Raw genomic sequence first — 20,639 nt, forward strand, 5'->3', positions numbered from 1 at the left:
TATCAATGATAAGAGGTCTTATATAACAAAATATTGCTATCATATAACAATCTTGCGTTCATTGCCTTAATCCAACTTGCGCTCTGTTGCGCTACAGAAATGGGTGCTGCCAAACATGAAGAAACAATGGTATTTGCCGACACCGGCTTTTTCAAAATATGTCTCTTATCCTGAATTTTTGGGACATTACACTCACTTTCCACAACATACAGAGAGAAGAAGCGAAGGGTTTCTGGGGAGTTATAACCTGCATTTGATCTTTGGTGGGGAGGGTTATGTATTCCATGAGGGCGAACGTATTCCGATGAGTAGAGGACGAGGTTTTCTGTACCCCAAAGGGGCTTATCAGCAATACGGCTCTGACCCAGGCGAGCCTTGGGATGTCCGCTGGGTTCATTTTAACACTGAAATTGTCCTTCCCTTATTAGAAGAAGTGGACCAGTCTCGTGCATACCTGTTCACTTTTGATTTGGATGCTAAGCTGGACGAACTATTCGAGGAAATGTATATACTAAGCGCTTCCTACGTGATCCGTAGTGAGCCAAGACTATCTGCTCTGCTGTATGAGCTTCTAGTAAAATTGCTGCAGAACTCCGAGCCGCTTCACGGCTCAGTACCGCACGAGGTTAGGCAGTCCATCCGCAGTGCTGCAGATATCATCCATGTCGAATGTGCCAGCCCTTGGTCTCTGGAATCGATGGCAAGATTGACCGGGTACAGCAGCTATCATTTTCTAAGGCTGTTCCGGGTGGTTATGGGTAAAACACCTAACCGTTATTTAACCGATTGTCGGCTGGCTAAAGCCAAGCTTTTACTGGTGTCCACAGGACTCTCCATTGCTCAGGTTGCGACTCAGTCCGGTTTTGCCCAGTCCAGCTATTTCATTAAAGTGTTCAGAAGGTTTGAAGGCATGTCTCCTGTGAAGTACCGGCAGGCTTTTGGGGCGTAGAGGATCTTCCTTCAGTCCGTTGAGATTCAATCTTAGTCTCTTGGATTTATCACCCTTAAAGATCATCCTTAAGAGAAATTTCACTCTCAATATCTAAACTTATTGTTTCGGAATGAATCTCCCCTTCATTATCATTCCATGTAATAGATAAAGTGGTATTTTCATAATTTTGTCTATTTTTATTTAATTCGTCATACGAATACGGACCTGTTATAGACGCGATATCAGTGTTACTTAATATTGAAACGGGTCCATCCGTTGACCTAGCTTCATTTACAAGAACTGTTTCATCCTTATTATTATTGTTTTTTTCATTGACTTCATACTTATAATAGCTACTATTCACTAAAGCGCTTGGGTCTCCCTTGAACACTAACTTCCCATGTCCCCGTAAAATTTTATTAGATGAAATTATTATTTTGTAATCTAAAACATCCCATGTATCCCCTGTACCCTTAAGTGTATATACTTGAACACCAGTGTTTAAATTTGTTTCGACCTCTTTATTGAAATATAAATAACTCCATATCGCATTCGAAATAATAACCACAGCTACAAGTACTAGGATTAGTTTTTTCATATCTGCTCCTTTATAAATACTCCCCAGCCATTATTTATATCTTAAATTCCACTCCTTAGACCATTTCGGGAAAGCTTCTCCGGTCAATTCTTCGAGTGTATTCCCATCAATGGTATAAACCCAGCCCATATGTAATTCATCGAAATCAGGAAAACTATAGCCTCCTATCACTTGATCGTCTGCTTCTAGCAGAAAAATCAGGGTTTGTTTTTTTGTATTATCCTTCTTATTATCTAAGGGGTGATTTTTAACGATGAACTTACTTGTAGTTATTTCCTTGCCTATATAATCGACTGGATCAACACTTTGAACACTCCAGTATTGCATGTATGGCATTTCCGTCAGCAGTTTTTTATCTAATAAATATTCAGAAACAATTCCTTCATTACTAATGATCAGATAGCCCATATCGGTAATAAATTGTTCAGCTTTGCTATATTCTTTTTTTGAATTATCGCTAATTTGCTCCTTACTACATCCAAATAAAAAGATTAAGAATAACGGAACTATGATTGCCCTTAATTTGTTCATAGGTTCCTCTCCTTGGAGTGTTTATTATCTCCTTAATAGCCTCATAGATTAATCTTGTTGTATGAATTTAGTATCATCAAACTCTTTAGCGTCTTATAGGCTCTCCATTCCAACCTCGCTGTTTCACCGGGAGGCTCCCATGTTATCTGCCATCCTCCTTCATCATCCTGTTGGTGTTCTAATACTTTTAAGTGATCAAGAATGGTTTCATCAGAAAATATGCTGCTACAGTAAGAAGTGGGTGATGGTGAAAATTCTAGAGGAGAGAGTCCATAACTGTGGGATGCGGCATCCATACAAAAGAAGTTGGCAGTAATAAGCTCCTTAGATAATTTTTGAAATAATCCTTTGATAAAATCCGATTGAGGTAAGCTTTCCAATAAATAAAATGCAGTCAAAATTGTATGCGCATCGTCATATGCTTGTGCGTGAATATCTTCCAAACAAATTTCTGTCGCCTTATCAAGCCAGGAATGTTCTATCCCTTGCCACTTAAGAAGCCCGACAAGACCAGTAAGTCTGCTAAATGATGGCTCTGTAGAAAGAGGGTTACTCCAATGTTCTGCTCTTGGATAGTTTGCTGATGAAGGAAATATTGTTGGAATCCCTTTTTTTAAATCAGCATGCTTTGAAATATAATCACATGCTTTTTGAGAAAGTTCTTCGTCTTTTATGTTACAGTCATATAAAAAACGTAGTGCAAATTCCATGAAAAGTGGCTGACTACCGGGTACCCGTAAATCCGGCTCTATTGCATTTCCAAACCCACCATCTTCGTTTTGGTAGGCTGTTAGTGAAGTCACAACATTGCTCATTGATCCACCGTGGAAAATATATTCAAAAACCCTTCTTTCTAATAATCTGCCATGTGTCCAAATGAAATGGGCTGCTTTCTCAAAATCCATCTGTTCCCCTCCTCAAAATTTAGGCTAAGTATTTAAGTATTCAATGACACTTTTAATATAGGATTCAATCGGTTCCTTTGTATTAACAATATGTATTCTGACATTAGATGGCTTTTTAGCATTTTCAATAGTTTTTAGTAATGTCTCTTCAGAAGGCACTCTTTCAATCTGGCTAATCATTCTTTTTCTATTTCGCAGTCTATTATTGAGCTCATCATAGTCATTTAATAGACATTCTACATATTTATATTCCACATTATATTTCTGGGTCAGATTCAATCCTCTCTCTATCATTTCAGAGTATAAACAAGGGCTATCGAGTATAACATTATGACCTTGAGATAAGTGGAAATCTATCAAAGCCCATTCAATGTCATACGAAATTTTTCCAACTTCCTTGAACCCAATGTTTGCTCCAAGTGATTCCATAAGAGAAGACTTTACAATGTCGTGATCAAGAATTACAGCAGAAGTATGCTGCGCTATTACTCTGGCTAATGAAGACTTCCCTGATCCGGGGTATCCAGACATCTGAAGAAAAAACAACGAGGGCCACTTCCTTTCAGAATAGATTCTTATAAGCATATATCGATTTCCATATAAGCTCCTCATCCTTAATTCCTTCATGGACAAATAACTTTATTGGAAAAAAGATTCCTTCCATAATCGATAATCTAACGTCCTCCACAAATTGTGTGTACGTGTATGCGCTCCTGATTTTATTGTTAATTGAATGAAAATACAGATCAAAAATACGTGTAGTCTCCTCACTGCCATGAAACAAATCGTGGATAAATAACATAACGAGATCCTCGGTACAAAGCCCAACCTTCACTGCTTCAAGATCAATGATGCACGGCCTTGAACTGCTGAACATCGGATATAATAAATTGCCAACATTTAGATCACCATGGATGCATGTTGTATTTTGATATCTGGAGATACGACTAATATGTTTCTGGGCATTTTCACGCAAGCTAAGTAAACACTTCTCGTAAATACTAAACTGTTCTTCCCCAAGGTTATAAGTCTGGTGCTTTCTAAAATCCAGATAATCTCTCTCCAAATACGAAATATGCTTTAAATAATGCTCTATACTTTTCAAATGCTCGGGATGAGCTAACTCGCTTGTCTCCCAAGAAGCAGAATGAAACTGTGCGATCACATCAATAATGTTTGCTAATTTATCAGAATCAATAGGCACTTCCCAGTCTGCTAAATTGTTATGTGTCGGGGTCAGATCTTCCATCAACAATATACCTTCTTGTCCAACTGTATCATATTTATTAAAAAAGACTCTCGGAATAGATACATCCTTGGTAGAGTAATGATTGTAAATAGTATTTTCAAATGGGATATGATCTGACTTCGTAATTTTCTCTAATAACGACAAAACCTTATTGTCTTTCGTATACACTTCTATTTTATTGAGTGCTGCTCGATTGCGTATTTCTTGTTTTGTTCTTTTAATCTCAAGAATCTCAGGAATACCCTGACCTCTTAATAGCTCTAATAGTTGATCATCGTTTAGTGGCATTTTCATCCTCCAATCTGAATTGGCTCTCGCTTACAGTAGCCATTTGTCTCACTTCCATTTTTCATCATTCAGCAGGTTGAACTAACGTGTATAAATTCGCTTCCAACATTCCATCCACCTTCCAAAATATTGAATATTTCGTGCTGAGAATTCAAATAAAAAAGACAAATCACATATTAAAAGTGACTTGTCCTCTGGTGCTTCCACTTATAAATTTGCTTAAAATGAATTGAACGCTAAATAATATGTTTTATTTCCGCCAAAAAGTTGAACAGTCTGCCTTATCCAAAATATTAAACTCGATCATTTTTTCAAGTAATGAGAAATCAACTGGACTTTCCCACCGGATGCGTAACAACTGCTTGGTGTGATCATAACCTGCCTGCACAATTTCATCAGAAAAACGATTAATTCCTGCAATTTCAGGGGCAACCGCCAAATGATGTTTGGATACACTAAAACCAATAATAAAAGTATCGTGATCGGTAAACATAGGCTGATTCCACGCAACTTTTGGCTTTAAATCAGTAAATTTTCCAGCTACCCAAGCTAAAACCTCTTCCATTCTTTCCCGATGTTGCGGGTTATCAATCTGCGCTAAATATTCTGCAAATACTTCCATGTCATTCTCTCCTAACAAAATATTTTCGAATATTCTAATTGATGTTACGTCATTCCAATTACATTCTCTTAGCATAATAATTAAACAGGAAGATTCCTAAGGAGATTTGAAAAACAAAAACACCACATAACACAGTGACTACAGTTTGATCTACTCCCATTAAACTAAATACAACAGTTAGAGCCATTAGGATGTAAAAGTTAACAATATTAGTTTTCCAACCCGCTTTTTCTCTTATTCTTATTTTCCGTTCATCATTAGCCTCAATTTTACTCATTCTAACTTTCTCATCATTCTTTATTTTGTTCTGGGGCTTATTAAGCCATAACGAATACACCATATTTCCTACTCCAAGCACTGCAAGGACTGAACCCACACCAATGAGCAAACCGGAAATTCCTTTTAGCTTCTCGTCAGTTAAAATAAATCCACCCATATAAACCATAATAGCACCTGCAATTGTTAAGAGCACCCATTTACTTGCCGTTTTCATTACCCAGCTCCTCCTCGTAAATGAAAATATCTTCAATACTCATTTCAAAAAATCGCGCAATCTTAAATGCAAGAATGATGGATGGGTTATACCGGCCATTTTCAAGTGAACCAATCGTTTGCCTGGATACTTCCAATTTATCCGCTAGTTCTTCTTGTTTAATGCCCTTTTCTTTTCTAATCTCTTCAAGCCTGTTTTTCAATATCTTACCTCCTGAAGCAATTATGGAAAGTTAACTTTCCGTAAGAATAACATATTGGATTATACATGTAAAGCTAACTTTCCATCAGCTGAAGTTGATTGCAATTTAACCCGTGATCTTTATAGGTGTAATGATTTAGGGCACGCCTTGTTGATACTACATCTGTAGAATCGGGCATGAAAAAACGCCACCCGTTAACTCCCTAATAGGAGTACGGGTGACGTTGAGTGTTTCACGGGCGACAACTTATAAAAAAACACTTCAGTTAGCTTAGTCTGCCTCAAGAATATACCCTCCGAAAGTTTGCCTTTTGGATAAAAAAGTGTCATTGTCAGCAGAAAATAAAATATTAAGACTGTCTCTGTTTCATTGAACAAAAGTCTCCTGTTAGCTTAAACGACATTACACACCGAGTTTAGCATTGCAAGGTTGTCTGCTGGCGTAGATATGATTTAATAAGCTGTCGGCAGCTTCTTCGACTATAGATTCAAATTTTTCTCTTACTGACTATGGTTTATTAAATGAGCAATTTCTTTAACTCTCTCCATTGTAATTCCTTCTCTTTGTTCAACTGCAAGTGGATGATTCGTTTGTTCTAATTCTATTAACGGAACAGCACCAACCTCTTGTGTATGCACCATTGTCTTTAACGATAATGTAGTTATTGGATATATTGAAAGTTCAGTCGATAACCAACCAAAATAAGGTTCTTCCGTCTCCCTTCCTTCTACGTGCAATAATTCATTAGACTTCAGAAAGTTTTCTTCACTAAGAGAAACCCACACACTCCATATAAATTTCTCTTTGCTATCGATTATTGGTATTTCAATATGGCCTCTAATAAAGAAATGCTGTTCATCAATTACACAAAAATCTCTAATTAATTCTGTTCTTTTCTCTTCTGGTACAGTGTAAAAATAATATGGTGCTTCACTTCCGTAACATAAAGGAAGTTCACTTAATTCGTTGTTACAGTGAGGGCATTTCATGTTTTCTGCTCCTTATAGTTTCTCGCCGATTTCTTATAACGTCTTATTCGGGAACTTTGTGATAATTACATCTTTTGAGTATTCGCGAAATTACTGAGTTATCCTGCCCCTTTACTTCAATAAAAACGGCAGCTGATCCTCTGATCGGCTGCCTTCATGTTGCGATTAAACTATCGTGATCCGTTAGTTTAATCATATCAACTCTGAGATAAACATTGGTGTAGCTCCATCCTCTGTATTAAAGCCAAATTTATTATAGAAATCCACTGCATGAGGATAAGAAATTAATACTTTTGTTTTACACCCTTTATATCTATCAAGCATTATATTCATCATTTCCTTACCTATACCTATACTCTGATAACTCGGATTAATAAGCATATAATGAAAATATACCGTTAAAACACCATCTGACAAAGCATTTATTAAACCGACAAGCTTTCCTCCTTCCCAAGCGGTAACAATTGAATGAGACCCTCCGATTGCTTGTAAAAGCTCGTTTGGATACTTGCCAGACTCCCATTCTACCGAAAGAAATAACTCTTGGAGTGCATCCTTAGTGATATCCTCTTTGCTTGAAGCGTAATAAATACTCACCGCTATACCTTCCTTTCATAAAACTAACTACGGCACACATCTGTTTTAAACTCCCATATTTCGCTGGTTTTGCAATCCTTACGAAGCCATAAAATAATACCGACAAAGCAATTTCGAATTTATCAAAGTGAATAATCACTTTATTTACCTCAATGTACTATTAAAAATATGTATAGAAAATGGATTAACTGCAGTGGAATTTGTATTTATTCACATTAGAGAATTCATGAAAATACTTTTTTCACTTAAGCATACTATTCCTAAGACTTATAGCGTTAATCTGCCAGTTAGCTAAATAGATAACATTGAACTATAGTTAAATATTTAGCTAATCGGCGAAGTATAACGTTCTTGTCCTCAGCCTGGGGTAAGAAACGTGCTTCCTTAATCAAAAAAAGCCGCTAAATTAGCGACTTTTAATCAAACAATTTTCTTTTTCTAAACCCTTTCCTTTGTATTTAATCTAACATGTGCGTTTCTTAATGAACAGTTGTATCTGATAATCCCACTGCAATATTCCAGTCACAATAATGTTATGAAGAACAAAATCTGGACACACATCGTATTCCGTCTTTGCCCTTTCAAGTAAATTTTGTAATACAGCATTCTTATTCTCTTCGGTACAGTTTGCACACAGATAGTCCCCTTCTGGTAGCACAGTTAACCCCTCTAAAGACGGATATTTCAAGCAAACAGCAAATAACCGTGTTATTCCTTCAGTCGTGAACATTCCCGCCATATCTTCAAATAGAAATTGTGAATGCAGAGAAGTCTCAATTTGTTGATAGAAATGTCTGTGATAGTCCCATAAATTCTTAAGTGTGGGGCTTTCCATTTTATTCGAAAGCATAATTACCCTTTCCTCTATGTTTCTGACAAAGTAATTTTCACTTTGACTATAACCGTTGTGGAACTTATTTTCATAATGTAGATAGGCACGTTTAATTTTCGATTTTGCATACTGCAGACGAGCAATTTTATCGTCTGCTCTTTTTTCTGCCTGTTTTAGAAATTCAATTACTTTAGAGAGATCATTCTGCTGCAATATATCTTTAATATCCATTAAAGTAAGATCCATTGCTTTGAGCAGTTCAATGGTTTGCAGCTTTACGAGCTCCTGCTCGGAATAGTATCGATATCCCGACAATTCATCTTTATGGCATGGCTTGACTAATCCAATACGATCATAGTGCCGCAAGGTCTCACTGGTCGTCTCTACGATCTCTGCTGCTTGCTTAATTGTAAAATAGTTGTTCATATCTACCCTCTTGACCTTTTTGTAACACAAAAGTTTATGATGATTAAAACATATGCGACTGATAAACGCAACGAAATACAAAAATGATCCGATCCAACTCTTGCAACATATTTGGGTAGACTTTTCAAGATCATTATGTTCAACTCTAATACTTTGTTGCATATCGCAATTTTTTTTGCAGAGCAGCTTAGGATTGGTATTCGTAGGACTGGCTATATTAAAAAGAAAAATGATTTAACAAAGGAGCATTTTATAATGAAAAGCACTGCAAAAAAATTACTAACTACTATAGGCATATTGGTGACACTATTGATATCATTGGCAGGATGCTCCTCCCACCCCACTTCCATGGAGGAAAAAAATTACATCATCCCTGCCCAAAAGATTGATACCTTAACAATTGATGCAAAGGACAAAAAAATAACTATTCTCCAATCTAAAGATGAACAAATTCATATTGTTTACTATGAAAGTGAGAAAGATTTTTACAAGATTGATCTATCTGACGATAAAGAACTGTCAATGGTAAGTGACAGTAATAAGGAATGGAACGACTATATCGGAGGAAAAGACTCGCAAGTAACCAGAACTATTCAGGTATGGATACCTGATGCAACTTTAAAAAATTTGACTTTAAAAACATCAAATGAAAGTATTGTATTACCAACAATCGTGTTTTTAGGGACAGTGGAAGTAAACATAAATAACGGAAATATCCAACTGGACAAATTGAATGTAGGGACGGCTATAACCCTTGAAACAAAAAACGGAAATATTAGCGGTTCTATTCTAGGGTCATATGATGATTTCGCGATCTTAAGCAAGGTAAAGAAAGGAGATAGCAATTTGCCTGCCAATAAAGAGAATGGTTCAAAAAAATTATCTGCTTATACAAATAACGGCGATATTACCTTACAATTTTCTGAGTAGCCAGTAGTTAAATATTAGCTCGTATGAAGTCCGATACAATATTGAAAGGGATAACCCCTGTTTCACTTTTGAAACTTCTGGTCCTACCTCTTCGACTATTCCACCGGCCTATAACCGATAAAATATCCGTCTTGTAATGGAAAATCACCTTGATAAAGTTGTTGATCCGACCCGTAAATCGATTATCTTATGATGTACCCGAAGGCCAAAATATATAAGCTTGATAGTGAATTCCATCAAAATAAGGTATAAGCCGCATTACAGCGGCTTATACCTTCATGATTTTGTTTGACTGTTTTGAACCATCCTTTGGAACTGAATGTATCCGATGCATATAAAAAGTACTACTATCGATATAATTAAAATAATACCGTATATTGAATATTCAAACCTTCCTGCCAGTTAGCTTAATGAAGCATCGTCAGTCTAATTGCGTTTTCATCTGTTTCATTTAAGGTTTCATTTAAGAGCAACGAATTGGGATACGATTTAAGAAATGTTGATTCATCTACTTTTAAAAAAAACTCGCCTTCAAAAATTAGTTGATTCGTATTAGGCCCGATTTGATCTAAATTTCTTGCTATCTCCGATTCCTTAAAGATACTTTGTTTATCTGCTCGCAAGAACATGCCATGAGGTGTATATAGTTGACTATAATACCCTTTTGCGATTTTTGATTCTACGGATTCTACGTTTTTTACTGATTCTACGGATTCTACGGATTTTACGTTATTTGTTGAAAAATTAGTGTTAACAGGATTTTCAACTGTCTTATTTACGGTTTCCATTTCTGGATAGGTGTCTGCTTTTGAATTTGATATTAATGCCACTCCTGAAATAATAGTCACTGCAAAGGCTATTAAATATATTTTTTTAAACATATTATCCCGCCCTTTCTATACCAATAAATTATTTCCTACTTTAAAACATTATATTCACTTAAATGTTGAACGAATGGATAAGGTCCGTAAAGGAAAATATTAAACTATAAAATGTATTATTTTCCTTATTTTATTATACTACCTTTTAAAGTGCATGTGAACATCAGTTTACTATAATATTAATTTCCTTACGCAATAATCTCCAATTCTCCTCTATGTAATATTATGTTCTAATAAGTCTTTTAATGTGTAGTCTACATGGACACAGATCAATCCACTTACAAAGAGTAGCCGAAGTATGGTGAACAGTAATGATGGTTATATTCCTAAAAACTTGGTTATTAAATTCCAAAATCTAAATGTATAGTTTAGTATTTGGCATTGTATTAAAGTTACTGCAAACAAATCAAGAAATTTCACCCTAAATAACTTGAACTCATAAATTGGAGAAGCGCTAACTTTAATCTACACTTCACATCTTTAATGTCACTGGACAAGGATGAAACAGAATTTTTGGCACAAAAGCTCTCTTTTGCCAAACGCATCACCGGCACCGGCTATCCGTTTGAAAAGGATTCTTATCGGGCGCTCATTCTGGAGGAAATCCAGCGAGACTACGACCCGACCCAAGCAGTGTCGGACGACAAATTGCTGCTATGGCTGTCGCTGGCGACCGTCGTCCGCAGCTTGTGATCCCCTGATCCTACCGGAGTGTGGCGAAAACACGGCTACTGCTATCCCTGGAGCCGAGCTAATGTTGGTGGACGGTATTGGACACAACATTCCGCGGCAACTGTACAAAGTAATCGCTGATGGCATAGAGCGAACGGCTCATCGCAATTGATACGTGCTTCCTGAATAGTAATCAGCCGGAGTCCTGCGGCGTCCAATAGGACTGAGTAGACCCAGGGGCAGGGTTGTTAATCAGTATAATACAAGCGGTACTCTTGGAACAGTTGTTATACCAGATCCATATCATCAATTAATTAGGCTTCCTAATATAGACTCCATTTAAACGTATATGTGGTATCGATCGAAAAAGCGCCGGTTTCACGATAACATCATGAGCCGGCGCTTTTTTTCGTGGAGATTTTCCAAACAGAAGATGATCAGATTCAGAATCGAATTATTCAAGTAATCGTCACGATAGTTGAAAAAATTATTGAAGAGCAGGTGCTTCGGTATCCTGTCCTTTGTTAAACTATTCTCCCTCTATGAGGAATCACTTTTCTCTTGAATGCTCGTAATATCTTAGGTTTCTGATTTTATTCGTTCAGTGCAGACGACTTCATGGTGGAATCAAGTTGAAATCGAAGAAAATGTTGGGACGAGGAAAAGCGCAAATGAACATCTCCTTAACCACAGTCTGAAGAAAGTGGTTACCTAGGAAAAGTATGGTTGCACTTATGGATCTCCTCATTCCTTCATTCAACCTGTCCATGAGGTGGAGGTCAGATATGCTGCCCGACAGGATCTTCGTCCGTATGATAGTTTCGTTCCGACTCATCCGTGCTTCAGTTGTCTGTATCTCACTGTTTTGGTTCGAACGCTAATGAACTACTGTTTCGTTATGCTACCGTACTTAAAACATTGAATTGAGGGATATCCTGCCCGTTAGTTTAATAAAAAGAACGCTCCCGCTCCTTCGCTTGGGCTGCGTCCTCCTCATTATATTCCATTTCCAATTACCTATTAAAGAACGTACGCGGGTAGCATGTAGTGCTTAAACAGGGGACTTATCTTATCCAAAGCACTAAGAAAATACTTTATTTTCTCAGTCTAGAACTTTATTTTCTTTTGACAATAATCAACAGTTACATTCTTTTTTTCTAGCTACAAACAATATTTGACGCCTTCATTAAGCACCAACTCTATTATAAAAACTCAAACTTTGTTTTAAAGACACCACCTAAACACTGAGTTAAATGTCACCAGACACTCCATCAACATATTAACAAAATTAAATATCCTCGTCGAATAACCAGTTTAAATCAACATTAATTTCTTTCCTTAATTCTTTTAGAGTTTCGGCAGAGGGTTTAGTCTTTCCCTGCTCAATTTCACTAAGTCGGCCTTGTGAGATCATCTTCCCCCATATAAAAAAAAGATAAAGCCGCCCTGTATTTTCAGGACGGCTCTAGATGTCAGTGTTGCTGTTCCACGCTCATTTTTTTCTTAAGCTTTTCAAAACACAACTTTATTGCAATTTTGTTACTCAAAACAATACTTTAATGTTCAGAACAACAAATTAATGTAATTAGTCAACAACTGTACTTTTACATCACCAATTCTACTCCACAGTAACACTCTTCGCCAAGTTACGTGGTTTATCCACATCATGACCCAGCGCAAGAGAAGCATAATAGGACAATAATTGCAGAGGCACTACGGACAAAGCTGCTGTCAGCATTGGAAGTGTTTTAGGAATCACGAACACTTGATCAACTGATCTAAGCAGGTCAGTTAAATGCTCTTGGTGCGTGATTGCCAGCACATCTGCGCCGCGAGCTTTCACTTCTTTGATGTTGCTGACGGTCTTCTCAAGTACAGCTTCCTGAGTTGCCAGGGCAATAACTGGAACGCCTTCTTCGATCAGAGCCAATGTACCGTGTTTCAATTCACCTGCAGCATAAGCTTCGGAGTGAATATAAGAAATTTCTTTCAGCTTCAAGGATCCTTCTTGAGCAACAGCGTAGTCTACGCCACGGCCGATGAAGAACAAGTTTTTGTGCTCAGAAATTTGTTCAGCATAACCTTTGATCGCTTCTTTTTGAGCTAGGATCTCTTCTACTTGCTCTGGTAGAGATTGCATAGCTGCAAGAATCTTAGTAACTTGTGCTTCGGTTTGTGTACCACGAACTTCAGCCAAGTAAAGAGCAAACAATCCAAATGCGATCAATTGTGAAGTGTAAGCTTTGGTCGAAGCTACTGCAATTTCCGGACCCGCCAAGGTTACCAACACATCGTTTGCTTCCCGAGCAATAGAGCTGCCCACTACGTTAGTGATCGCCAATACGTGTGCCCCGTTAGCTTGCGCTTCACGCAGAGCTGCCAAAGTATCTGCAGTCTCACCGGATTGGCTGACTACGATAACCAAAGTTTCTGGAGTCACGATTGGTGAACGGTAACGATATTCCGAAGCGATATCATTTTCAACTGGAATACGAACCAAAGATTCGATCATAGTACGTCCTACCACACCTGCGTTGTATGCCGTTCCGCAAGCAACGACTTGAATGTTACGAATGTTCTTGATTTGTTCTTCAGTCATGTTCAGTTCAGGCAATACAACCTTGTTACCTTCGGCATTGATACGACCACGCATGGTGTCGCGGTAAGCCTTAGGTTGCTCGTGTATTTCTTTCAGCATGAAATGCTCGTAGCCGCCTTTTTCTGCGGTAACTGCATCCCAATCGACAGTAATCATTTCCCGAGAAATAAAGTTGCCTTCAATCGTCATCAATTCGACAGCATCTCTTGTCAGCACAGCCATTTCGCCGTCGTTCAAAATATATACGTTACGGGTATATTCAAGCAGTGCCGGAATATCTGACCCGATAAAATTTTCTCCTTCGCCAAGACCGATAATGAGCGGGCTAGCTTGACGCACAGCCACCAGTTTATCTGGCTCATATTCAGTCAGGACACCTAATGCAAACGCACCGCGCATGAACGTAATCGCTTTTTGTACAGCCTTCACGATATCTCCGTCATATTCGCGAGCAATCAGATGTGAAATAACTTCTGTATCGGTTTCAGAGACAAAGTGGCATCCGCCAGCGATCAGCTCTTCTTTCAGATCCAGATAGTTTTCGACAATACCGTTATGAACTACCGAGAACTTCATGCTGTTATCCGTATGTGGATGTGAATTCTCATCGGATGGTTTACCGTGAGTCGCCCAGCGTGTGTGTCCGATACCTGCGCTACCTGCCAGCGGGCTGTCTTCGAGCTTCGACTGCAGATTCGCCAAACGGCCTTGAGCTTTCACTACTTGCAGTCCTTCTTGGGTAAATACAGCAATACCAGCGGAATCATATCCACGATATTCCAATTTCTTCAAACCCTCAACCAAGATCCCCTGCGAATTCTGATTACCAATATATCCTACAATACCACACATTATAATTTCCCCCGTCCGAGTTATCGTAATGTGGCGGCATAAGGAAAGAAACGTGCCGTGCGGCATGTTTTTGAGAAAAAGCAAATATTCTGTTGTATTTTAGGATCAACAAAATAAACTGTCACTTACATTCTAATGTTCATGAAATGCACAGCCTTCTCCTCTGCCGTGGCAGAAATAACGTGTTTCCTTCTGATGCGCGCACACATGAATAATATAATTTGTTGCACCCATGAAAACGTTGTGTGAAAGGTCGCCCTTTCATTTTCCGTATCCATTTACGGCTCTGGTGCATCACCGGGAGGTCCCCGCCGAACATTTCGAACACCTCCACCTCGTCAGCTTACGTCTGCCGTGATCCGTTCAAGCCATAGCCTACATAACAAGTAAGCAGCTTTCCCTTCTCCCCCGCGCTAGACCAAGCTCTGGCGCTTGCTATTGCTAACCTCACAATCCCCGCTTTCCATCTAGAATGACACTTAATCTATTATATGCACCTTGTAGTACTTTGGCAATGGCACACCAACCTAAATTTTACAAAACCAGTTCAAACGATCCAATCCTAAAATAAAATAACACTGGTGCAACGAGTTCGAATCGCTCCCGCTCACTGCACCAGCCTTATAGTTAAGGTAATGGATTATACCAATTCGCGTTGAACTACTTCCACAATTTGATTCACATAAAGATCTAGATCTGACTTATCTGGTCCCTCTGCCATAACGCGGATTAGAGATTCCGTACCTGACGGACGTACAAGCACACGGCCATTGTCACCTAGCTTACCTTCCACTTCAGCGATAGCCGCTTCTATAGCCGGGTTATTAGGGTAGTTAGTCTTATCCTGTACACGAACATTAACCAGCACCTGCGGGTATTTAGTCATCATACTCTTAACTTCGCTAAGCTGTTTGCCTGTATCCTTAAGCGTATCTACCAGCTGAATAGCTGTAAGAATACCATCACCAGTTGTATTGTAATCCAGGAAAATAACATGTCCAGACTGTTCTCCGCCTAGATTAAAGCCCCCACGACGCATTTCTTCCATAACATAACGATCCCCTACAGCTGTCTTAGCAGTATTCAGGGATAATTTCTCGGTAGCTTTATAGAATCCGATGTTACTCATAACGGTTGATACAATCGTGCTATCCTTCAGCTTACCTGCACGGTTCATGGCATCACCACAAATACAAAGGATAAAGTCGCCATCGACTTCATCACCGTTATTATCAATAGCGATCAGGCGGTCAGCATCTCCGTCAAAAGCAAGTCCCAAATCGGCTCCATGACGCAAGACTTCTTCACGCAAAGTCTCTGGATGTGTCGAACCAAATCCATCATTAATATTCAATCCATCTGGCTCAGCCCCGATAGAAATAACCTCAGCGCCAAGCTCTCTGAACAGTCTTGGAGCAAGCTCATACGCTGCGCCATGCGCACAGTCCAGTACAACCTTGATTCCCTTAAAGTCCTGAGAAATGGTAGTTTTCAAATACTCCAGATAAAGATACTTAGCATCATTATCTACGATAACCATACCTAAACCCGAACCGATAGGACGTGGCAATTCATCTACCTCAGCATCCATAAGCTCTTCAATGCGCAGTTCAGTTTCATCTGTAAGCTTGAAGCCATCCCCACCAAAGAACTTAATGCCGTTATCCTCTACAGGATTGTGAGAAGCTGAAATCATGACGCCTGCGTCTGCTTTTAACAATCTCGTAATATAAGCAACAGCAGGGGTACTCACTACGCCTATACGGATTACATCGGCTCCAATAGACAATAAGCCCGCTATCAGCGCGGATTCCAATAAAGGACCGGAAATACGTGTATCCATTCCGATAACAACCTTCGGTTTATCCAAGTTACCCGCTAGTACATATCCTCCACAACGGCCAATACTATAAGCCATTTCTGCAGTCAATTCACGGTTTGCTACTCCCCGCACACCGTCAGTTCCAAAATACTTCCCCATTATTTTTCTCCTTTGAATACGCTACGTTAGCTTAATGTACTATCATATGAATTGCATACTATTTTGGTGTACCTCTGGGCTCAAAAGATTACGTCCCACCTGTACTTACAGGATTCTCGGAATTCGTACTTGTGTTAGCTGTGCCGTTATTCTCCGGATTGTTATCCGTCGGGACAGGCGTTGGTGTTGCTCCACCAGCCTCTCCACTATGCGTGGGCTTCTCCGTAGGTTCCACATCGCCTATAACAGGTTCAGAACTCGGCTCAGGAGTAGTCACACCCCCAGTATCTGGATGAGGCGTAGGGACTGGTGCTGCAGGCGATAGCAGCTGCACGGTCACAGTAAGTGGCACCCCTGCATTGGCTAATGCGATGAACTTGGGTAATGATACCCGCAAAGAAACCTCGTGAGTTCCAGCTGAAAGTCCGCTAACATCAGCCACAACCCCTATATTTTTCTTATCAAGTTGATCAAGTAAAGCAGGTGCACCCTTTAAGGTAAGCGCAATTTCCTTGCTTGAAGGATTAACAATACTTCCTTCCAAATCATCCCCCACGCCTTGGAGCTTGATGGGTACCGCCTCAATCGTCCGCTCAGCAATTTCTGAGATGGTTAATGAAACATTCACAGCTTCTGGCATAACTTTCTCCGTTCCAGCCAGTGCCTTCAGATCAACCTTTACTTGTTTCGTCCCCGCAGAATCTATTGCACTAAGGTCGACTGTAGCTTCATAAGCAGATAAAGCTTTTAAAGCCTCTGCTTGTCCATACACTACGACCGTTTCCTGCTCAGGGGTCACTTTGGATAATACGAGTGAATCTGGAAGTTGCCCAGTAAAGCCAATCTCCAGCGGCACACTCTTAAAAGGTAAGGTAATCGGCAATTCCACAGATACAGTAGAAGGCTCAATTACAGCATTTTTAATTTCATTTCCATTATTATCATAAGCGTGTAGCTTCAGCTTTTTTTCTACAAAGGTTTCGTTCTCACCGTTAAGCTCAATAGTCCCTTGTATCTTGGCTACCTTGCTTAGTTCATTATCCGCAAGTGTCACTTTTACAGTATCTGTAGGCTGCAAGACAGGCGTGCCTATTTGATAACCCGCTGCAGGTTTTCCCTTTGTAACCAATGTTATGGGAAAAGACTTCGTGTTTCGCGGTTCTACATGTACAGTAACCTCTTTAGGATTCATTCTTACCAGAGATACACCTTTGGGTAGTTTATAGTAAAGTGGCAACGTGGTGTCCCCAGGTTCAACCTTACTCAGATCAAGCATCACTTTATAGTCATCCGAGAACTGAAAGGAGATATCGGAATTTTTACCCGCTACCTCCAGACTGACACTATCGACAGCCAAGGGTTCAAGGACATATTTGTCCTCGTCAAGGCCGGTCACTTCAATCTTCACATTCTCAATAGTTTTTGTTTTTATATCCACTGTTGTCTGTCCAGAAGGCGCAGTATCGACATGAACCATCGTAAACAAAATGATCCCAAACACAAGGGCTAGAATCTTATTGAAATTGTTATTGTTCATCCACTTATCCATGATTCTTGTCCCCCTTCCGTTTCCAGAAAGTTGAACCCTTCTCCTTCAGCGATGAACTTACACTAAGCTCTTGATGGAGCTTCGATATCATGGATTCTTCCTTAATGTCTCTAACGATCTGGCCATTGATGGCAAGGGAAATCTGCCCTGTCTCCTCCGAGACAATGACAGACACCGAGTCTGCAACCTCACTTATTCCTATAGCAGCCCGATGCCGGGTTCCCAGTTCTTTGCTGATAAAAGGATTCTCGGACAAAGGCAAGTAACAAGCAGCCGCAGCAATCTGATTTCCCTGCATAATAAGGGCTCCGTCATGCAGAGGTGTATTGGGAATAAAGATGTTAATAAGCAATTCGGAGCTTACCAGGGAACGCATGGGTATACCTGACTCTGTATATTCGTTTAGCCCCGTCTCCCGCTCAAAAACGATTAACGCCCCTATTTTTCTGCGAGATAAATAATTCACGGCTTTAATCACTTCGCCGATTAACTTACTGATCTCTTCGTCACTTTCTCCAGCCCGTCCGAAAAATCTGCCCCGTCCAAGCTGCTCCAGTCCCCTTCGTAGTTCCGGCTGAAAAATAATAAAGACAGCTAAGACCCCGAAAGTAAACATTTGATTCATTAGCCATTTAAGTGTATACAAGTCCAAGATTGTGCTTACCGCCCAAATCAAGACCAGAACCAGTATCCCTTTTAAAAGCTGAATCGCCCGCGTCCCGCGTACCATATTAAGCACTTTATAAATAATGTAACTGACGATTAGGATATCAATTATATCTTTAATGGAATCTTTCCATGTTAGCTCAGTAAAATAACTCATTGCCTAAAACCCCCGTCATTTCAAATTAGCTGGGTTTATGTAAAATGTCTGTTAGCTCTGTATCATATCTAGGTTATAACGTTCGGGCTTCAGTTGCAAGTTTAGTCCCTCAATCCTTTCCGAAACCACCCAATTTAAGGAAACAAAAAAGCGCCATCTTTCCGGAAAAAGAGGCGCTAATTAATATTCCTGCTCAAGGTAACCACTGCCCGCATTAACGGTAGGCAACTTCAGAGAACATGTTCGTCACTTTATACCAGAACCAGCTTACTGCCTGGTCTATGCTTTTGACTTGCCCAGAAATATGAGCTGTTGAAGCCTGATATAGAGATCCGTCAATGACTGTCACGTTGCCGTTCACTTCTCCATATACCTGTGCTTTACCGTTCTCTATGGTAAGGTCTCCGGTAATTATTTTGCCGGAAGGTACAATTACAGTATCCCCTTTGATGACCACTTGATCCAAATCAACACCTCTAACTACAAGTTGTCGGTCTGGACTCCAAAAAGTTACGGTGCTCATCAGCATAACGACAAGGAATAGAGATGCCGCTGTAAGTGCAGGGTGTCTCTTGATCCAGGTAATAAAGGCTTTTTCTTTCTTAGTCTTTGGCAATGAACTCATTATCCGGCTCACAAGATCATCTGAAGCTACAGGATTCTGATGCATTAGAGAGAACATCAACATATCTGTCTGTTCCAATTCTTTAAACTTTGCACGGCAATCTGGACAGGATAGAAGATGCTCCTTCAATTCCCTCTGCTGCTGTTCGGGCAAGTCGTCATCCAAGTAGTCATGCATCATAGAGACGGCCAGTTTGCATTCCATAGGAGCCAATCCTTTCATGAGTGCTATTTAATTATCCTAAGACAAAGGGTCAGGACACATAAGACTTGCTTAACTTACATACGTCGCTCTCGAAAAGATGTTTCATAAATAAAATCTATTTTTACATTTTTGGGCCTAATTTTTTACGCAAAAATTCACGACCTCGATGTACACGCGTCTTAATCGTGGTCACGGGCATATCCAGGACATCACTAATCTCCTGAAGGGACAGATCCTGCAGGTATCTCAGAATCATCACCGACCTGTATTTCACAGGCAGACTGTCAATCGCTTCATAGATTAGCCCCTGCGTCTCAGAGAGCAATAGTTCGGTCTCAGGTGTCACATTGTCGCTCGGAATCAACGAATAGCCATCAAGGCCCTCCTGATCGTTCATTTCAGCATCCAGCGAATAGGTTGGTTTTCGTTTACGCAATCTATCAATACAGAGGTTCGTTCCAATCCGGTAAATCCATGTGGAGAACTTCTGTTTATCATCATAACGATCCAAATTCCTATACACACGCAAAAAGGTCTCCTGAACAATATCCTCCGCCTCATGGCGATTGTTCAACATCCTGTAAGCTAAATGATATATTTTGTCTTTATATAGTTCCACAAGCTCGGCAAATGCCCTTTGGTCGCCCTTCAAGGCGAGCTTTGTCAATCTGCCTTCCAAATTCTCCACCTGTTAACTCCCCCAGACTTGCCGCCCTTGGTATTTCTTCGCAAATATCCACGGTACAAGCAATTAAATCGTAATTCAAGTTTGTGTAAAAATCAAGGATTGTATTGTAACCTTCTATGTAAACTGAGTTAATTTTTAGGAATAAAACACGGTGTGAATACGATAGCATTCC

General features: G+C 39.6%; 21 protein-coding genes and 1 pseudogene. 3 read left to right on the forward strand and 19 right to left on the reverse strand.

Annotated features, from left to right (window positions below):
• Positions 1-115 precede the first annotated feature (115 nt).
• Positions 116-949, forward strand: coding sequence for an AraC family transcriptional regulator (locus tag NSQ55_RS26845; protein ID WP_339169896.1), 834 nt, complete (start codon positions 116-118; stop codon positions 947-949).
• A gap of 55 nt (positions 950-1,004) precedes the next feature.
• On the opposite strand, the gene NSQ55_RS26850 is transcribed toward NSQ55_RS26845, so the two are convergent.
• The 11 genes from NSQ55_RS26850 to NSQ55_RS26900 all read right to left on the reverse strand — a co-directional run bounded on the left by NSQ55_RS26850 (position 1,005) and on the right by NSQ55_RS26900 (position 8,663).
• The gene (locus tag NSQ55_RS26850; protein WP_076303171.1) at positions 1,005-1,529 is read right to left on the reverse strand and encodes a hypothetical protein; all 525 of its coding nucleotides are present in this window, start codon (positions 1,527-1,529) and stop codon (positions 1,005-1,007) included.
• 30 nt (positions 1,530-1,559) lie between these two features.
• Positions 1,560-2,060, reverse strand: coding sequence for a hypothetical protein (locus tag NSQ55_RS26855; RefSeq protein WP_076303170.1), 501 nt, complete (start codon positions 2,058-2,060; stop codon positions 1,560-1,562).
• Between the two features lie 41 nt (positions 2,061-2,101).
• A complete protein-coding gene (locus NSQ55_RS26860; protein WP_339169899.1) occupies positions 2,102-2,965 on the reverse strand; it encodes a hypothetical protein in 864 nt (287 codons plus the stop codon).
• 24 nt (positions 2,966-2,989) lie between these two features.
• Positions 2,990-3,511 carry an AAA family ATPase gene (locus NSQ55_RS26865; protein ID WP_339174620.1) on the reverse strand — a complete coding sequence of 174 codons (522 nt, stop codon included), beginning with the start codon at positions 3,509-3,511 and terminating at the stop codon, positions 2,990-2,992.
• Between the two features lie 16 nt (positions 3,512-3,527).
• A complete protein-coding gene (locus tag NSQ55_RS26870) occupies positions 3,528-4,502 on the reverse strand; it encodes a phosphotransferase (RefSeq protein ID WP_339169901.1) in 975 nt (324 codons plus the stop codon).
• Positions 4,503-4,752: 250 nt separating this feature from the next.
• A complete protein-coding gene (locus NSQ55_RS26875; protein ID WP_076138373.1) occupies positions 4,753-5,124 on the reverse strand; it encodes an iron chaperone in 372 nt (123 codons plus the stop codon).
• A 58-nt stretch (positions 5,125-5,182) separates the two neighbouring features.
• Entirely contained in the window at positions 5,183-5,617 is a 435-nt protein-coding gene (locus NSQ55_RS26880) for a hypothetical protein (RefSeq protein WP_076129794.1), read from the reverse strand.
• On the reverse strand, positions 5,601-5,819 hold the full coding sequence (locus tag NSQ55_RS26885) for a helix-turn-helix transcriptional regulator (RefSeq protein WP_036681352.1): 219 nt from the start codon (positions 5,817-5,819) through the stop codon (positions 5,601-5,603). Before NSQ55_RS26885 ends, NSQ55_RS26880 begins: the two co-directional genes overlap by 17 nt.
• A gap of 500 nt (positions 5,820-6,319) precedes the next feature.
• Positions 6,320-6,808, reverse strand: coding sequence for a DUF2199 domain-containing protein (locus NSQ55_RS26890; protein WP_076208636.1), 489 nt, complete (start codon positions 6,806-6,808; stop codon positions 6,320-6,322).
• A gap of 192 nt (positions 6,809-7,000) precedes the next feature.
• Positions 7,001-7,405: a GNAT family N-acetyltransferase gene (locus NSQ55_RS26895; RefSeq protein WP_038573410.1), complete on the reverse strand. Its 405-nt coding sequence runs from the start codon at positions 7,403-7,405 to the stop codon at positions 7,001-7,003.
• Positions 7,406-7,868: 463 nt separating this feature from the next.
• Positions 7,869-8,663: a MerR family transcriptional regulator gene (locus NSQ55_RS26900; RefSeq protein WP_076129790.1), complete on the reverse strand. Its 795-nt coding sequence runs from the start codon at positions 8,661-8,663 to the stop codon at positions 7,869-7,871.
• A gap of 255 nt (positions 8,664-8,918) precedes the next feature.
• Here NSQ55_RS26900 and NSQ55_RS26905 point away from each other — a divergent pair, with 255 nt between their 5' ends.
• On the forward strand, positions 8,919-9,593 hold the full coding sequence (locus NSQ55_RS26905) for a DUF4097 family beta strand repeat-containing protein (protein WP_339169908.1): 675 nt from the start codon (positions 8,919-8,921) through the stop codon (positions 9,591-9,593).
• Positions 9,594-9,647: 54 nt separating this feature from the next.
• Here NSQ55_RS26905 and NSQ55_RS26910 read toward each other — a convergent pair.
• Together NSQ55_RS26910 and NSQ55_RS26915 are read right to left on the reverse strand one after the other, a co-directional pair.
• A pseudogene (locus tag NSQ55_RS26910) lies at positions 9,648-9,775 on the reverse strand (glutathione-dependent formaldehyde dehydrogenase); the annotation flags it as partial.
• Between the two features lie 225 nt (positions 9,776-10,000).
• The gene (locus NSQ55_RS26915; RefSeq protein WP_339169910.1) at positions 10,001-10,474 is read right to left on the reverse strand and encodes a hypothetical protein; all 474 of its coding nucleotides are present in this window, start codon (positions 10,472-10,474) and stop codon (positions 10,001-10,003) included.
• Positions 10,475-10,987: 513 nt separating this feature from the next.
• On the opposite strand from NSQ55_RS26915, the gene NSQ55_RS26920 reads away from it, so the two are divergent.
• A complete protein-coding gene (locus NSQ55_RS26920) occupies positions 10,988-11,167 on the forward strand; it encodes a hypothetical protein (RefSeq protein WP_339169912.1) in 180 nt (59 codons plus the stop codon).
• A gap of 1,597 nt (positions 11,168-12,764) precedes the next feature.
• On the opposite strand, the gene glmS is transcribed toward NSQ55_RS26920, so the two are convergent.
• From glmS to sigW, 6 genes are all read right to left on the reverse strand, one after another.
• Positions 12,765-14,597 carry a glutamine--fructose-6-phosphate transaminase (isomerizing) gene (gene glmS, locus NSQ55_RS26925; RefSeq protein WP_076129781.1) on the reverse strand — a complete coding sequence of 611 codons (1,833 nt, stop codon included), beginning with the start codon at positions 14,595-14,597 and terminating at the stop codon, positions 12,765-12,767.
• A 640-nt stretch (positions 14,598-15,237) separates the two neighbouring features.
• Positions 15,238-16,578: a phosphoglucosamine mutase gene (gene glmM, locus NSQ55_RS26930; RefSeq protein WP_339169914.1), complete on the reverse strand. Its 1,341-nt coding sequence runs from the start codon at positions 16,576-16,578 to the stop codon at positions 15,238-15,240.
• Between the two features lie 88 nt (positions 16,579-16,666).
• Positions 16,667-18,127 (reverse strand): CdaR family protein, encoded by a 1,461-nt coding sequence (locus tag NSQ55_RS26935; protein WP_339169915.1) that lies wholly within the window; start codon positions 18,125-18,127, stop codon positions 16,667-16,669.
• Positions 18,120-18,950: a diadenylate cyclase CdaA gene (gene cdaA, locus NSQ55_RS26940; protein WP_036681290.1), complete on the reverse strand. Its 831-nt coding sequence runs from the start codon at positions 18,948-18,950 to the stop codon at positions 18,120-18,122. Before cdaA ends, NSQ55_RS26935 begins: the two co-directional genes overlap by 8 nt.
• A gap of 214 nt (positions 18,951-19,164) precedes the next feature.
• Positions 19,165-19,779, reverse strand: coding sequence for a zf-HC2 domain-containing protein (locus NSQ55_RS26945; RefSeq protein ID WP_036681404.1), 615 nt, complete (start codon positions 19,777-19,779; stop codon positions 19,165-19,167).
• A gap of 121 nt (positions 19,780-19,900) precedes the next feature.
• Positions 19,901-20,467: an RNA polymerase sigma factor SigW gene (gene sigW, locus NSQ55_RS26950; RefSeq protein WP_036681288.1), complete on the reverse strand. Its 567-nt coding sequence runs from the start codon at positions 20,465-20,467 to the stop codon at positions 19,901-19,903.
• Positions 20,468-20,639 lie beyond the last annotated feature (172 nt).

The sequence above is a fragment of the Paenibacillus sp. FSL H7-0943 genome, from assembly GCF_037963265.1.
Classification (GTDB): Bacteria; Bacillota; Bacilli; order Paenibacillales; family Paenibacillaceae; genus Paenibacillus_AQ; species Paenibacillus_AQ odorifer.